14 protein-coding genes are annotated in these 16,742 nt (G+C 42.2%); 11 read left to right on the top strand and 3 right to left on the bottom strand.

The features are described from left to right. Window positions 1–159 precede the first annotated feature (159 nt). From BLO34_RS10950 to tnpA, 11 genes are all read left to right on the top strand, one after another. The gene (locus tag BLO34_RS10950; RefSeq protein ID WP_090755298.1) at window positions 160–1,023 is read left to right on the top strand and encodes a DUF58 domain-containing protein; all 864 of its coding nucleotides are present in this window, start codon (window positions 160–162) and stop codon (window positions 1,021–1,023) included. After that, a complete protein-coding gene (locus tag BLO34_RS10945; RefSeq protein ID WP_090755296.1) occupies window positions 1,020–2,663 on the top strand; it encodes a hypothetical protein in 1,644 nt (547 codons plus the stop codon). The genes BLO34_RS10950 and BLO34_RS10945 overlap by 4 nt, the downstream gene beginning before the upstream one ends. Further along, a complete protein-coding gene (locus tag BLO34_RS10940) occupies window positions 2,660–3,676 on the top strand; it encodes a VWA domain-containing protein (protein ID WP_090755294.1) in 1,017 nt (338 codons plus the stop codon). Before BLO34_RS10945 ends, BLO34_RS10940 begins: the two co-directional genes overlap by 4 nt. A 164-nt stretch (window positions 3,677–3,840) precedes the next feature. Continuing rightward, a complete protein-coding gene (locus BLO34_RS10935) occupies window positions 3,841–4,596 on the top strand; it encodes a hypothetical protein (protein ID WP_090755292.1) in 756 nt (251 codons plus the stop codon). 3 nt (window positions 4,597–4,599) lie between these two features. Further along, window positions 4,600–5,628: a vWA domain-containing protein gene (locus BLO34_RS10930; protein ID WP_090755290.1), complete on the top strand. Its 1,029-nt coding sequence runs from the start codon at window positions 4,600–4,602 to the stop codon at window positions 5,626–5,628. After that, window positions 5,621–6,466 carry a tetratricopeptide repeat protein gene (locus BLO34_RS10925; RefSeq protein WP_090755288.1) on the top strand — a complete coding sequence of 282 codons (846 nt, stop codon included), beginning with the start codon at window positions 5,621–5,623 and terminating at the stop codon, window positions 6,464–6,466. Before BLO34_RS10930 ends, BLO34_RS10925 begins: the two co-directional genes overlap by 8 nt. Beyond that, the gene (locus tag BLO34_RS10920) at window positions 6,467–8,215 is read left to right on the top strand and encodes a BatD family protein (RefSeq protein ID WP_090755286.1); all 1,749 of its coding nucleotides are present in this window, start codon (window positions 6,467–6,469) and stop codon (window positions 8,213–8,215) included. A 4-nt stretch (window positions 8,216–8,219) separates the two neighbouring features. After that, window positions 8,220–8,972, top strand: a complete 753-nt coding sequence (locus BLO34_RS10915) for a tetratricopeptide repeat protein (RefSeq protein ID WP_090755284.1) — start codon at window positions 8,220–8,222, stop codon at window positions 8,970–8,972. 103 nt (window positions 8,973–9,075) lie between these two features. Beyond that, complete coding sequence (locus tag BLO34_RS10910) at window positions 9,076–10,674, top strand: SulP family inorganic anion transporter (RefSeq protein WP_090755282.1); 1,599 nt, start codon at window positions 9,076–9,078, stop codon at window positions 10,672–10,674. Between the two features lie 126 nt (window positions 10,675–10,800). Then, window positions 10,801–12,657 carry a SulP family inorganic anion transporter gene (locus BLO34_RS10905; protein WP_090755280.1) on the top strand — a complete coding sequence of 619 codons (1,857 nt, stop codon included), beginning with the start codon at window positions 10,801–10,803 and terminating at the stop codon, window positions 12,655–12,657. Window positions 12,658–12,911: 254 nt separating this feature from the next. Next, window positions 12,912–13,316: an IS200/IS605 family transposase gene (gene tnpA / locus BLO34_RS10900; RefSeq protein WP_090755278.1), complete on the top strand. Its 405-nt coding sequence runs from the start codon at window positions 12,912–12,914 to the stop codon at window positions 13,314–13,316. A gap of 316 nt (window positions 13,317–13,632) precedes the next feature. Here the strand turns inward: tnpA and BLO34_RS10895 are convergent, their stop codons facing one another. The 3 genes from BLO34_RS10895 to hemA all read right to left on the bottom strand — a co-directional run bounded on the left by BLO34_RS10895 (window position 13,633) and on the right by hemA (window position 16,613). Next, a complete protein-coding gene (locus BLO34_RS10895; protein WP_090755276.1) occupies window positions 13,633–14,199 on the bottom strand; it encodes a CvpA family protein in 567 nt (188 codons plus the stop codon). Window positions 14,200–14,413: 214 nt separating this feature from the next. Further along, a complete protein-coding gene (hemC, locus tag BLO34_RS10890) occupies window positions 14,414–15,358 on the bottom strand; it encodes a hydroxymethylbilane synthase (protein WP_090755274.1) in 945 nt (314 codons plus the stop codon). Beyond that, on the bottom strand, window positions 15,351–16,613 hold the full coding sequence (hemA, locus tag BLO34_RS10885; RefSeq protein ID WP_090755272.1) for a glutamyl-tRNA reductase: 1,263 nt from the start codon (window positions 16,611–16,613) through the stop codon (window positions 15,351–15,353). The genes hemC and hemA overlap by 8 nt, the downstream gene beginning before the upstream one ends. Between the last annotated feature and the right edge of the window lie 129 nt (window positions 16,614–16,742).

Genomic DNA, 16,742 nt, shown 5'->3' with positions numbered 1-16,742 from the left:
CTAGAAACAAAAATTTCAACAGTCACTACGTAAAACATAAGCCGATTCCGCATCAAGTGCGGAATGACAATAACTAACAAACCACTGCGAAGCGAAGCGAGCAGCAGAGAGTCTAAATACTAAATACCAACTACTAAATACTGCAAAGCGCAGCGAGCAATGGACACTAAAGAGCTTTTAAAAAAAGTACGCAAGATCGAGATCAAGACTCGGCGGTTGAGCGATGCCGTTTTTGGAGGTGAATATCACAGTGCCTTCAAGGGTCGTGGGATGACATTTAGTGAAGTGCGGCAGTATCAGTATGGCGATGATGTACGTAACATTGATTGGAATGTAACGGCTAGATATCATGAGCCATTCATTAAAGTCTTTGAAGAAGAACGCGAGCTGACGTTGATGCTGGTGGCAGATGTGAGTGGATCGACCTTATTTGGAACGCAGGAACAATTAAAGCGTGAAATCATTACCGAAATCAGCGCGACGCTGGCCTTTAGTGCCTTGCAGAATAACGATAAGGTAGGTTTGCTGTTGTTCTCTGACCAGGTCGAATTATTCATTCCGCCTAAAAAAGGGAAGTTCCACATCCTAAGAATCATCCGGGAATTGCTGGAATTCAAACCACAGAAAAACACGACTGATATAGGCGCAGCGATGGAATATATAGGCGGCGTTTTAAAGAAGAAAGCCATCGTTTTTGTAATGTCTGACTTTATGAGCACTGGCTATCAAAAAGCCTTGCAAATCGTGGGACGCAAACACGATGTTACGGGTATTAGAGTTTACGACAAACGTGAGGAAGAAATTCCAGCGATGGGATTGGTGCCGTTTGTGGATCAGGAAACTGGCAAGCAGCGTATTATCAACACCAGTTCGCGATCGGTTAGGACTAAATATGCGGCTTATCACAAAGAAAATGTCGCCTATTTCAAGACCTCATTTACAAAGGCAGATTCTGGCGCCATCGATTTAGAAACCAGAGATAATTACACTACTAAATTATTGGGATACTTTAAAAGAAGATGATCAAACAGCTATCCTACATATTATTTTTCCTTGCTGCTATTCCAGCAATAGCGCAGACTGCGAGCAACGTGACTACAAAAGTAGATCGCGATTCCATCATGATGGGCGAGGAAATCAAACTACAGATTACCGTTGATGCCACGCCAGAAGATTTGGTGATTTTCCCTATCCAGCAGGCCGTTGGTGTGCTGGAAGTGATCGAGGATTATCCGGTGGATACCATACGCGAGAACGATAAATACCAGTTGTTCAAGCAATACGGCATCACGCAGTTTGACAGCGGCGATTATTATGTGCCGCGACTCAAGTTGTTCATCAACAATAAGGAGCAATTTACAGACAGTTTGCTGGTAAAAGTCCGCGAGGTGCAGACAGACACCACCGTGCAGGGAATGTATGATATCAAGGCTGATATTCCCAATGATTACGAGCGACCATTCAACTGGAAAGGGTTGCTATTACTACTATTGTGGATACCGCTGGGGATTTTGTTTTGGTGGCTTTCGCGAAAGCGAACTCAAAAAACCTACGAGCAAACACTACCACCTTATGAGTGGTCAAAATATCGTTTGAACAAGCTGGCCGAAAGCAATCTTGTCGAAGACCGTGCTTGGAAAACCTACTATACAGAGCTGTCTTATATCGTACGCCGCTATATTGATAACAAAGTGTACGGTCACGCCATGGAAAGTACCACGGCAGAGCTGATTCAAAATATCGAGAACGAAACCGCTGCAAAAGGTGTTTCCATCACCGATAAAACCAAACAGCGTTTACAGGCTGTGCTTCAAAAGGCAGATTTGATCAAGTTTGCAGGAATGTCTGGTGATGGCATCAGTGCCAAGGAAGATCGGGAAGCGATCAATGATATTATTTACAACATCCACCAAGTGTTGCCGCCACCTAGCGAGGAAGAGTTGTTGCTAGATGTGAAGTACCGTAAGGAACAGGCGCGCAAGGCAAAAATCCGCAAGGTGTTGATGTATGTTTTGGGAGTGATTCTGGGACTTGCGATTGCTATCGCAGCTTGGATCGTTATAGTTGGGTATGACAATGTTAGGGATCAGATTTTGGGCAATGAGTTGCGCGAATATTACGAGGGCGAGCGATTGACCAGCCGCTATGGAGTTCCAGAGATCACCTTGACGACTCCGGAAATTTTGGAACGACGACAAGACTTACCCGTTAGTGATCAGTTCAAAGCCGCAATGGCGAGTATGGATGCGTTTGCGCTAAATACCATTGAAGATGATTTGTTTGTGATTGCTACTACATTCCAATTGAGCGGTGAAGGATTGCCTGAAGGTCAGGAAATACCGCAAGAAATGGTCACCGAACCGATCTATCAAAGCCTTGAACAACAAGGAGCAACTAATATCCTGATGCTGGACGAACCCATAGAGCGCAACGGTCTCAAAGGAATCAAACTCAACGGAACCTTTGAAAGTGATGGCGATACCTATGATTATGAAGCGCAAGTGTATGTGAATGGTGGTTCCATCCAGCAGATTCTTGTTGCCGTCGTCCAGGATGATGCAGGTCTTGAACCAGAAAAAGAATACGGTAGATTATTGAAAGAGCAAATCATTAGTTCGATACAATTGAACCAACCACAAACCGCTAAAGAAGATCAAGAATGATACAGTGGTGGAATAGAATGGAGTTTGTGGACCCAGAATTTTTCTGGCTATTGCTGCTGTTGCCATTGATCATAGGTTATTACATCTGGCGTGGTAAGAAGCAAAATGCAGATGTGCGCATCTCATCTCTACGTGGTTTTGATGGATCTGATTCTCTCTTGTCTAGATTGCGACCGTTATTGTTGGTCCTGCGACTGTTGGCATTGGCATTTATCATCGTCGCGCTGGCAAGACCACAAACCACAGACGTCAACACGAGAACCAGCTCTACGGAAGGTATTGATATCGTTCTCGCAGTAGATGTGAGTGCCAGTATGCTCGCTCGAGATTTCAAACCAGACCGGCTGGAAGCTACCAAACGCGTGGCGTTGGATTTTATAGAAGGACGACCTAGTGATAGAATAGGTGTCGTGGTGTACGCAGCCGAAAGCTATACCAAAACACCCATCACCACAGATCAAAGCATCACGCTGCGCGCGGTTGAAGGTATTGAGTACAGTAGTGTTCTAGAAAACGGAACTGCCATAGGAATGGGACTTGCCACATCAGTCAACCGATTGAAAGAAAGCACCAGCGACAGCAAGGTCATCATCTTAATGACTGATGGTGTCAACAACAGCGGATTCATAGACCCAAAAATCGCAACGGAACTGGCTATTGAATTTGGCATCAAAGTGTACACCATCGGAATAGGAACCAACGGCAACGCTATGTCGCCAGTAGGTCAGGACCAGCGTACTGGAGCTTTTCGTTTTGCAATGGCACCAGTTGAAATTGATGAAGCGCTCATGAAACAAATCGCGGCGGATACTGGCGGGAAATATTACAGAGCGACCAACGATAGCAAATTGGCCGAGATCTACGACGAGATTGATCAACTGGAAAAAACAGAAATTGAAGAATTCAAGTTCTATAATGTGCAGGAAATGTTCCGGCCATTGGTGCTGATTGCCTTGGGATTATTGGGACTGGAATTGTTGTTGCGATATACGTTGTTTAGGACAGCGGCTTAAAGGAGAAGCAAGAGATGAGAAACAAGAGACAAAATTGAAAACGGAAGTCTGACTTTAGGAGTAGAAGAAATAGAAAAGATAAAAGAAGTTACGATATCAGTTCGAGCGTGGTTGCTGAGCGCAGCCGAAGTACAGTCGAGAACAGTTTGTTTAGCAAAGAAATCATGAAACCTAGATTGATCATATTTTTCACTTTCATTTTATCGAGTATCTCTTTTGCTCAAATAGATGAAAAAGATATATATGGCGATTGGAAAACCGATAATACAGAGAACTTATATTACTATGCAGACACTATAACATTTATAAAAACCGGTGTCAGCTATCCTAGAGTAATTTGGAATTATAATAAGGGAAAATTTAAAAGCCGTTCTGAGGAAATATTTTCCTCTCCATATATTGTAGGATATAGATCCGATAAGGAAGAGAAATTAAAACTTATCAATACGGATTATGGTCAAGTTATTGAACATCATGTAAGAGATAAAGTTCGTGAAAAATACAAGGTAATTGAATTTGAAAATGTTGATGAGGCAAATCTCAAGCTGATGCGTTTCGATAAATTAACAGATAATAAGCTCTACAATTATGTCGATTCTTTAGCTAAGAAAGTTGTTAGGGATAATTTTAATGAGCATTTAGATGAGTCAAATTCAATTAGCGTCGATACAACTTTATCTAATTTAAGTAACAAGGAAATAATCGAAATTGAGCCTTTAATTATTATTAATGGCTACGTAGTTAAAGATAAAAAGCTCTTAAAAGAGTTATTACTGGTAGAGACAAGTGACATCTCTTTTTTAACAAGTAGGCAAACTGCCGCAATTTACGGGAAGTCACTGAATGGTATAATTGTAATTAGAACCTCTGAAAAACGTTTCAAGCAGGTTTGGAAAAAATTTGAAAAGGAAACAAAATAATAAATGATCCTAGAACAAAAAATATATTTCTGGTTGCTTCTCATAATCCCTGTGATCGTTGTGCTGTTTTTAGGGCTTTCGTTTTGGAAGGTTCGGGCGCAGCGCAAGTTTGCAGAAAAGGCGATGCTGGACCATTTGATTCCGGACAGGTCTTGGTTCAAGCCTATTTTGAAATTGGTAACAATCTGTGTGGCGATCCTTTTTATTACAATCGCGATGGTGAACCCTAAAGCAGGAACTAAGCTGGAAACCGTTGATCGCGAAGGTGTGGATATTGTTTTTGCCGTGGATGTTTCAAAATCTATGTTGGCTGAAGATATCGCGCCCAACAGGCTGCAAAAATCACAGCAACTAGTCACGCAAATCGTCAATAGCTTAGCCAGTGATAGAATTGGTTTAATCGCTTACGCAGGTAGTGCCGTGCCGCAACTGCCCATCACGACCGATTATGGAAGTGCCAAAATGTTTCTTCAAGCACTCAACACAGACCTGATTTCCAGTCAAGGAACCGCCATTGCAGAGGCGATCCAACTGGCGGAAAGTTATTACGGCGACAACAGCGAGGCTGCCAAGGTTCTGGTCATCATCAGCGATGGAGAAGATCATGAAGGTGAAGCGATAGCAATGGCAGAGGATGCCGCAGACAACGGCGTGCGCATCATCACCATAGGCGTCGGTACAGAGAAAGGCGGCACCATCCCAGAGAAGCGCAACGGCGTCACGCAATCCTTGAAAAAGGACAACGATGGCAACACGGTCATCACAAAATTGAACACTGAAACTTTGTCAGAAATCGCAGACGCCGGCAATGGCGTTTACATCGATGGTACGATTACTGCAGATGCTATCGAGGCGTTGCAGGAAGAACTATCAGGTATTGATAAAGTGGCGTTTGAGTCTCAACAATATGCAGATTTTGCCTCGCAATTCCAGTGGTTTCTGGGCATAGGTTTGTTCTTTTTGGTACTCGAGATGATCTACAGCAACCGCAAGACAGGCTGGATTAAAAAACTCAACTTATTCAATGAATAAAAGGATACAACATATTGGTTTTATAGTGGTGTTTTTGATGTGTTCCGCTTTCGCGAAAGCGCAATTACAACAACCTGATAACACAGCTTATGAATCTGCAATGGCACAAGGTGTGGACTATGCAGCAGACAATAATTTTTCAAAAGCAGAAGCATCCTACCGCAAGGCAAAGGCATTGCAGCCAGAAAGCACTGAGGCGTCCTACAATCTGGGAAACGTATACTACAAGAATAAAAAGGGCTACAACGCGGCAGAAAGCTACCGCGCGGCAGCCACCACAGCAAAAACCAAAGCCGAAAAGCACAAGGCATTTCACAATATGGGCAACACTTTTATGGAGAACAAAAAGTTCCCAGAGGCCGTAGAAGCCTACAAAAACGCCCTACGTAACGACCCAACAGATGATGAAACGCGATACAATCTAGCACTCGCCAAACAGGAAGAAGAAAAACAAGGCGGCGGCGGTGGCGGCGATGATCAGGATAAGAAGGACAAAGGCGACAACGAAGACGAGAGCGACAGCAAGGATGGCGATCAGGATGATAAGTCTGGCGGCAATAATGAAGGAGACAAAGAGAAGGAAGGCGATAAGGATAAAGGCGATCAAGGTGAAGGCAAGGATGATCCCAAAGGTGAAAACCAAGAAGGCAAAGACGGCGAAGGTAAGCCCAAAGAGCAAGAAGGCCAGCAACCACAACAACGCGTGGAAGGTCAAATGACGCCACAGCAAATACGCCAAATTCTGGAAGCCATGAATAATGAAGAGCAAAAGATTCAGGACAAGATCAACGCTCAGAAAGTAAAAGGAACCAAAAAGAAAACGGAGAAGGACTGGTAGATGAAAAGAATTGCGTTTCTATTCATATTGTTTTTAGGCATTGTGGCTCAGGCGCAGGTTTCCTTTACGGGAACCGCGACCAGAGATGCGATTGCGCTCAATGAACGCCTGCGTGTAGAATTCAAGATGAACGTTGATGGCGATAGTTTCAGGCCACCTAATTTTGCTGGGTTTAGTATCGCTAGTGGACCTATTCAGGGAATCTCGCAGAGCTATGTCAACGGCAAAGGAACCTTCACCAAATCCTACACATACATCCTTGCGCCAGAAAGTACGGGACCCAAAACCATAGGTCGCGCGACCATGAATTACCAAGGCGAGGAATTTTCAACCACGCCATTCACGGTAAGTATTACAAAGTCCATTGCAGATCCACGAGCGACTACGAGTAATGAACCCGTCCGGGAAATCGCAGAACAGAACATTCACTTAGTCGCTGAGGTTTCCAACGCATCACCTTATTTAAATGAAGCCATCAGAGTAGTCTACAAACTCTACGTTTCCAACAACTCTGGAATCAACGGCTGGACAGAAACCGATAGCCCCAAGTATGCCGATTTCTGGTCTCAGAATATCGATAACCGTGATCAACAAGTGCGCACAGGAACTTATCAAGGTCAGGAATACCGTTACCTAGTTCTACGAGAAGCCATTTTATATCCGCAGAAAACGGGAAGTTTGACGATTGAACCGCTGGTACTGGATGTGAACGTTCAGGTGCCATCTGGTAGAAGAGATTTTTTCGGTAGATCGTTTATGACGACAGAGAAATTGCGTGTTACCGCAGGTGCACGTGCCATTAATGTAAAAGATTTACCGCAAGAAGGACGACCAGCGAGTTTTACTGGTGCGGTTGGACAATTTGATTTTGGCGTGAGTTTGACTCGGGCGCAATTGGAATCTGGTGAAAGTCTTGTGGCAACGGTCGAGGCAAAAGGAACAGGGAACCTGCAATTGATGCAGCTGCCTAAACTGGATGTACCAGAACGACTTGAGGTTTATGAGCCAGAACGCGTTGATAAAACCCAAACTACCTACAGCGGCGTGCGCGGTAGCATCGCAGATAACTATACGATCGTACCGCAATCTGGCGGGACCTTCACGTTGCCAGATGTGGAATTCAGCTATTTTGATCCTGCGGCGCGTCAATATAAAACTATCAACAGCGGTGAGAATCGCATTGAAGTCAGTGGCCCAGCTGTAACGGCAAACAGCAATAGCGGCACCAATGTTTTGAGCGCTGGTGATACGTTTGCATTCATAAAAACCAGCACAGATCTTGAACCAATCCAGCAGAAGAGATTTTATGGAACCACGGTCTATTGGAGTATCGTAGGAGCAATGTTTCTGCTTATTCCATTAGTGCTATTGTTTAAGAAACGCCGCGAGGTGGTGGCATCAGACGTGCAAGGTAGAAAGGTCAAAAAGGCCAACAAATTGAGCAAGAAATACCTTTCTGAAGCCCGCAGAAATATAGGTAATGCAGAGGCTTTCTATGAAAGTCTGGAACGCGCCCTGCATAACTTCCTCAAATCAAAACTTAAAATCACCGCTGCCGAAATGACCAAGCAGCGCGTGGATGAATTGCTGCAACAGCGACGTGTTCAGGATGAAGCGCGCACAGAGTTCATCTCGCTTCTTTCTACAGCAGAAATGGCTCGATATGCACCATCAACCGCCACGGCAATGCAGGAAGATTACGACAAGGCGAGCAAGGTGATCAATCAACTGGACAAACAACTAAACTAACATCATGAGATTCTGGATATTCCTATTATTTGTTAGTCTGATTCAAGTTGCTGTAGGGCAAGATGAAAGTTCCGCTTTCGCGAAAGCGAACTCATCCTACACCGCAGAAAATTATCAAGAAGCCATCGATTCCTATGAATCCATATTGCAGTCTGGCCAGCACAGCGCAGAGTTATACTACAATCTGGGTAACTCCTACTACAAAATGAATCAGGTAGGACCAGCGATCTACAATTATGAAAAGGCTCTGCAGATGGAACCTTCAAACGATGATTTCCAGAACAACCTGAAATTTGCACAGCAGTTGCGTGTGGACAGCGTGGAAGAAGTCCAGAGCAATCCATTCAATGAGTTTGTGACTGGTATTTTCACCTCTTTATCTGTGGACAATTGGGCTTATTTGAGTATTATTCTGGCATTGTTGACCGTACTGTTTTTCATCCTATATCACTATGCTGCCACGGCTGGAAAAAAGCGCCTGATGTTTGTGATCTCAATGATTTTTCTACTGGCTACTATTTTTGCCATCGTAGCTGCGAGTTATAGCCAACAATTGATGGACGACAACCAGCAGGCGATCGTTTACAGTGCGGAAACCATCACAAAATCAGAACCTAGAGCCAGTGCAGAGTCCAGTTTTTCAATTCACGAGGGAACAAAGGTCACCATCCTTGAGGAATATGAGAACTGGGCAAAGATCAAAGTAGCTAATGGTTCAGAGTCCTGGATGCCACTATCAGATTTGAAAAAACTATAGCGCGCCTTAAAGTTTTCCCCTTTTCTTGCGAATGTTTAAATTTTCTTAATATTTTTAGGTAAGCACCTAATAGTATTACTATCAATTTTTAAAAGCCATCGTTATGTTTAAACATCTTGCCAAGGATCTCCCAGCTAGTATTGTAGTTTTCTTTGTAGCCTTACCGCTATGTCTAGGTATAGCTGTAGCCAGTGATGCACCGCCATTTGCTGGTCTTATCGCAGGTATTATAGGTGGTATTGTTGTAGGTGCGATCAGTGGTTCTCAAGTAGGAGTGAGTGGACCTGCTGCTGGTCTTGCAGCGATTGTTCTTGCTGCGATAGCTTCTCTGGGATATGAGAAATTCCTTGTGGCTGTTGTTTTAGGAGGTGTAATTCAAATTGTTTTTGGGATTGCTCGTGCTGGTGTAATTGGGTATTATTTTCCATCATCTGTTATAAAGGGAATGCTGACAGGAATAGGTATCATTATTATTCTCAAACAGATTCCACACTTTTTTGGGGTTGATAAAGATCCAAATGGTGATTTTAGTTTTATCCAACCTGATGGGGAAAACACGTTTACAGAAATATTGAATATTGCAGGTAGTATAGGTTGGGGAAGCACCATCATTGCAGTTATTGCCCTACTGGTTTTAATTCTTTGGTCAGAATTTCTTAGTAAAAAAGGGAAGCTATTTACATTGATTCAGGGTCCTTTAGTAGCTGTTGTTTTAGGGATTGTTTTTTACGCTCTAACAACTGGTTCATCTCTGGAAATATCAGATTTACATTTAGTAGATGTTCCTGTACCAGATAGTTTTGAATCTTTTAAAGGCCAATTCATATTTCCAGATTTTAGTGTGATATGGTTGCCTGAAATATGGATCACAGCATTTACTATAGCGTTAGTGGCCAGCTTAGAAACCTTACTTTGTGTAGAAGCCACGGATAAACTAGATCCGGAAAAAAGAATTACTCCTACTAATCGTGAATTATACGCTCAAGGAACAGGAAATATTCTTTCAGGTCTTATAGGTGGTATACCTATTACTCAAGTAATCGTTCGTAGTAGTGCCAACATCCAATCTGGCGGTAAGACTAAAATGAGCGCCATTTTCCATGGTTTTCTCTTGCTTATTTCTGTTGTAGCGATTCCCGTAGTACTAAACATGATCCCATTATCAGTTCTTGCTGCTGTATTGTTCGTGGTAGGTTATAAGCTTGCCAAACCATCAACCTTCAAGGCAATGTGGGATGCAGGTTTAAAGCAATTTGTGCCTTTTATAGTTACCGTCATTATAATAGTATTCAAGGATTTGCTTTGGGGAATAGGTATTGGTCTGGTTTTGGGAATCATTATGACATTATACCAGAGCTACAAAAACAGTCACTTCCTTCATAAGGAAGATCCTGATCATGGCGGCCCTAAAGTAAGAATGACTTTGGCTGAAGAGGTCACTTTCTTTAATAAAGCAGCGGTTAAAAGAGAGCTTGACGAACTTCCAGAGGGAACTCAGCTAGAATTAAATATCACCAAGACAACCTATATGGATTATGATATTATTGAAATATTACAGGATTTCAAGCAAAAAGCAGAAAGTCGAAACATCGATATAACACTTGTTTCACAGCGAGGGACACTTAAGAATCCAGAGAATTATTTCCAATTCTTTAAACAAGAGAAAATATATCCGCTCAAAAAGCATAACCAGGTATCTTAATAGAACAATAGAAACTTATAATTAAATCTTAGAGAAGAGCAGCGCTTCAATGGTTCTGCTCTTTTTCATTTATTTTTATTTTCTGCCTAAGCAGGAATCAAGTAACACTAACTAACAACAATCAAAATGGCACAACTTTTCAAGCATCTCAAGGGAGATTTATTCGGTGGACTTACTGCGGGTATCGTGGCCTTGCCACTCGCACTGGCATTTGGGGTTCAGTCAGGGTTGGGTGCTGTTGCAGGTTTATATGGTGCCATATTCATTGGGTTTTTTGCATCCCTTTTTGGAGGAACTAATACGCAGATATCTGGACCTACCGCACCTATGACTGCCGTCAGTATGGTGGTAATTGCAGGAATTTTGCAATTGAATGAAGGCAGTCTGGAAGATGCGCTTCCAGCTATTCTTGCGGTCTTTTTAATGGCAGGAATCTTCCAAATCACCTTGGGAGCATTAAAACTGGGTAAGTACATCAAGTACATTCCCTATCCTGTAGTTTCTGGGTTTATGACAGGAATTGGTGTGATTATACTCATTACCCAACTATTACCTGCCATGGGATATAACGCTGGTGCAGATGAAGAATATGTAAGAACATTTGAGCCAGTAGCTCAGGAATCCATCCTGAACGGAATCCTTGCTGACGAAGTTCAAGAAGATGTTCTAGTCATTGATGACTTTACATCAACCATTGCAAGAGCACAAAACACAACAGATGAAGAAGTAGCTGCCGAAGCAAAGTCTCTTGCCCAAGCCTCAAGTAAAGGTGTGATAGGCACCATCAAAACTTTGCCTCGAGCCATTCAAAACATCAACTGGACCGAATTGATTATAGCTCTCATTACGATTGTAATCATATTCGGTTTCAAGAAGATCACCACTGCTATACCATCCACGTTGATTGCGCTGTTGGGTGTTTCCGCTGGAGTGTATTTGCTGGATGTAGATGCTTTTAAGTTGGGTGAAATCCCATCTGGTTTCCCGATGCCCAATTTTGAAATCGTCACTGGATTCAGCTTTGCAGAGGTTTCTCCTTACATTTTTACCGCATTGACACTGGCACTGTTGGGAGCCATTGACTCGCTATTGACCAGTGTCGTGGCAGACAATATGACCAAGACATCTCACAATCCCAATCGGGAACTGATGGGACAAGGAATAGGGAACAGCATTGCCTCATTATTTGGTGGGATTCCAGGTGCTGGAGCCACTATTAGAACAGTGGTGAACATCAATTCTGGCGGTAAAACGAAACTATCGGGAATGATCGCTGCCATTTTGTTGCTAATTATTGTGGTTGCATTAGGAGGTTTTGCCAGCGAGATTCCCAACGCAGTACTTGCAGGAATACTTATCACTGTTGGTATAGGCGTGATGGATTATAAAGGATTGAAAGCCATAAGATCCATTCCTAAAAGTGACGTCATCATTATGTTTACCGTATTGATTTTGACGGTAACTTGGGATCTGGTATATGCCGTTGGAATAGGTTTGGTCATTGCTAGCTTAATCTTCATGAAGAAAATGGGTGATGCCAATGCCTCAAAAAGTAAGGTAAAAACGCTTTCGCGAAAGGATGATTACGGAGACGAAGATTACTCCTTAGTACCACTTGATCTACGCGAAGAAGTCTTTATTAAAGAACTGGACGGTCCGTTGTTTTTTGGTTCTACCAAGGATTTTCAGGCCATGTCTCAACACATTCCAGCAAAAGCTACTCATGTAATCATCAGGATGGAAAAAGTACCCTTCATGGATCAATCGGGATTGTTTGCTTTTGAGGACGTTGCAACAGCTCTTGTAAAACAAGGCGTTACACCTTTAATCGCCGGATTGAAAGAACAACCTCAATACCGATTAGAAGCCATCGACATCATCCCAGACTTAATTAAGGAAGAGCACCTGTTTAAAAGCTATGCAGAATGTGTAGGTTGGGTTTCACAGAATGTTGAAGATACCGTTGGACCTGATGAGGTTTAAAGAGATTTCTAGGAGAACTTTTAAAATGTTCAATTAAGTTCTTGAAAATCAAATGCATCACAAGGTGCGGAATTAATTCCGCACCTTATGATGTCGTTACGTTTAGGTAGATCGCCAATATTAATTTTTAAATCATTATCAAAATCAATGTCGAAATAAATAGGGATATAACTCACCACCGCATTCGTGTAACAAAACTATATCTTACTCAAGGTCTTGAGGTATGAAATATTCTAATTCATTCTAATTTCTAAATGTCTAAAAACAACATCCACGCATATTACCACATCGTGTTTTCTACGAAACATAGAGAACCATTGTTGTGTTCGGACCTGCAGTCACCTTTGTACAAAATGATTTGGAATAAGTGCATAGAAATAAATTGTATTCCTATAATAATTAACGGAATAGAGGATCACATTCATTTATTAGTCAATGCAAATGCAAACCTTTCCATCGCCAAAACTGTGAAGGACATCAAAGGATCAAGCTCCAGATGGCTTAACACAACTTATAAATTTGAAGAAGGGTTTGCCTGGCAGCGCGGTTACGGATTATTTACGGTAAGTCCTGTAGATATTCCTAAGATCTCACATTATATCCATAATCAGAAGGAGCATCATGGAAATGACTCCACAATCAAAGAATTCGAGTTATAGAATTGTAATTTCAGTTCATCATTAACATCACAAGGTGCGGAATTAATTCCGCACCTTATGATGAGAGTTTCTTCACGATAAAAATCACCACATAAAATGATTTGAAAACATTATCAGAACCAATATCGATATCAATTGAATTTGTACAATCTCATTAAAGATTCGGCAATTTAAATGCTATCCTAATTTAGGACTTATAGGAAAGAAATTAGCGCCAATTCCTTTTTCTCACAGGTATATAATAATCATATACCATCACAAGGTGCAGAATTAATTCCGCACCTTGTGATGGTCAGTAAATGATAGATAATGATTTCTAATAAATCGTATCTCGCTCAACAGTTTCCTTTTCAGAATCTGCATCATCCTCTACACCACGTATCCTTCGGTCTAACTCATCGGCTTCTTCTAAAATTTTAGGCAATAAGTATGGAGCTACGGGTTCTACGTAGGGATATACGATACTTTCTTCTTTGATCTCGCGATCAACAATCTCAATCTCACCAGCGGCACTATTGACGAACATCAAAATAACGCTAGCTATAAAAGCAAGCTTCACCAAGCCAAAGGCACCACCAGCAATCTTATTCAAAAAGCTTAGCTGTACCGTTTTAACCAGTTTAGTCACGAGTTTACCAGCATAGGTAACAACTAGAATAATGACAATGAAAGTGATGATAAAACTAGCTATAGTAATGGTAGAATCGTCCCATTCCGTATTAGACATTAACCAGTCCCCAGCAAAATTCGAAAAGTGAATGGAGCCGTAAATAGCTGCAACAAGAGCTATTAAGGATGTCAATTCTACAAAAAAGCCATTGAGATAGCCTTTCCAGAAACCAACCAACAAAAAAATCAATAATGCAATGTCTAACCAATTCATAGTGCTAAGATAAGAAGTTAGCTGCGCTCAAGACAAAAGACCGCTGCGCTGGAAGATAAAAGAGATAAGATTTACTAATGCAACTGTCAGGCTGAGCTTGTTGAAGCAGAGTCGTTATTTAAAAACTTCATTGGAAAAAACATTTCGACAAGCTCAATGTGACAATGGCTTCTGAAAATCTTTTTTTGACAGGAGTTACGCAATTACTTGAGATCTACTTCAGAGCCTCTTTGATACTTGCCATGAGTTGAAGTCCACCGTTGTTGAAGATGTGTTCCGCTTTCGCGAAAGCGAACTCTTCTAAATCTTTCCAATCCAAGCTTTCTGAAATGCCATTGGTTTGAATGCGTTGCTTGCCATCCAGCGATAATAGGCAGCCGGTAAAATGCAGTCTGCCTTGTTTTATCTGGGCAAAACCACCTATAGGTGCGGTACAACCACCTTCCAAACGGCGCAGGAATAAGCGCTCTATATCCACACATTTTTGCGTGTCCAGGTGGTTCAATTCTTTGACGGCTTCTACGACCTCAGCGTTATTTTCCATAGCAGCAACCATCATAGCACCTTGTGCTGGTGCAGGAATAAAGCTATCGAGATGTGAGTATTCCAGACCATAAGAACCACGTAAATTCTTGAGAATATTAATGCGTTCCAGACCAGCTTTGGCAAAAATTGCGGCATGCCAGTCGGTGTTGTTCTGGAGTTTGGCTAGTCTTGTGTTGACGTTACCACGTAAATCCACCACGTTATGTAACGGATACATATTCAACCACTGCGACTTGCGACGCAAGCTTCCCGTCGCGATGGTCATGTGATCGTCTGGATTGAAGCTGGATTTGTAAACTAGAATGTCACGCTGGTCAGCACGTTCTAGCACGGCGGCTTGAACCATTCCTTTAGGTAGTTGTGTAGGCACATCTTTAAGGCTATGAACCGCAATATCAATTTCACCTTTGACGAGTGCAACATCCAGTGTTTTGGTAAAGATTCCCGTAATTCCCATTTCATACAAAGGCTCGTCAAGGTTGAGATCGCCTTGAGATTTTACGGGTACTAATAAGGTTTGATGACCTCGAGATTCCAGTTCATTTTGAACGGTGCGCGCCTGCCACATGGCTAGCTCACTATCGCGAGTTCCTATACGTATCTGTTTACTCATGCGGTATAGTCTGTGCGTCTAGTTTGAAAACCTTATTGAGCAATTCAATGGCTTGCTGAGTGTTTTCATCCTCATCGCGCAAATGATTTGCAAAATGACCTGCAATTTTCTGAATGATACGATCTGCAAGAACATCTGCTTGTTCTTGATTGAAATTATTGATTTTGGTACGGTTGCTTTTGATCTCTGCATCTTTGAGAATGGACAACTTGTTCTTGAGCGCAAACATGGTAGGCGCAAACTTGCGGGACTCGCGCCACGTGTCAAATTCGGCTATGATTTGTGAAATAATTTCCTGTGCCTGTGGTATAAAATGTTCTCTGTTTTCTAGGGTGCTTTCTGTGATTTGGGAAAGTTCGTCAAGATGAATCAAAGTAACATTTTCCAACTCGCTCACGTCAGGATCCACATTGCGAGGTATGGAAAGATCCAGCAATAACAAAGGTCTATTGGTAACGATAAGGTTTTTGGAAACTGTAGGATTTTGAGCACCCGTAGCGACGATCATAATGTCGGTTCCAGCGATTTCTTCTTCTAATTCTGCATAGTCACGTACTACTAGATCAAATTTACCAGCGATGCGCTCTGCGCGATCCTTGGTTCTATTGATAAGTGTGATTTGCTTGTTTTGTGTGTGTTTGATTAGATTTTCACAAGTATTGCGTCCTATTTTTCCAGTACCAAAAAGCAAGATTTTCTTTTCTTGAGCATTCTCCACTTCATTCAAAATGTACTGAACGCTGGCAAAAGAAACAGATGTAGCGCCACTGCTCAATTGGGTTTCGGTTTTGATGCGCTTACTTGACTGGATCACAGCATTGATCAGGCGCTCCATGTAGGCATTGAGTAAACCAATTTTCTTAGACTTTTTGAAGGCAAGTTTAAGCTGGCCAATAATTTCAAAATCACCTAAGATCTGGCTGTCAAGCCCAGTACCTACCATAAACAAATGCTTTATGGCTGCATCTTCTTCGTGGATATAGGCGATGTTTTCAAACTCTTCCATGGTGCCATGCGAGTGCGCACAAAGCAACTGAATCAAATCGTCAGGATCTTGAGCAAACCCGTACAACTCTGTACGATTGCAGGTAGAGATCACGGCTAATGAGGGGATTTTTTCTGCTTTGGCTTGTTCCAGTAAATTGGAAATTCCCGTATCGCTCAAGGCAAACGATCCTCGCATCTCTGCATCAGCTTTGCGATAGCTGATCCCGATGGCATAGAACTTATAAGATTTTCCCGAAACTTGCGGCATGGAACTCTTTTGCACTTGGTCGCAAAATTAATCGTAGTATTTCGTTAAAAATAACGCTAGAGGTTTCATTTTCGTCGCGATGTGCTAATTTTGACCTGAAATAGTCAGATATCAATGGTTATAGAGGTT

The organism is Nonlabens sp. Hel1_33_55 (genome assembly GCF_900101765.1).
GTDB lineage: Bacteria > Bacteroidota > Bacteroidia > Flavobacteriales > Flavobacteriaceae > Nonlabens.
Note: the sequence above shows the minus strand (reverse complement) of the source record. Positions and strands in the feature narration are given on the sequence as shown.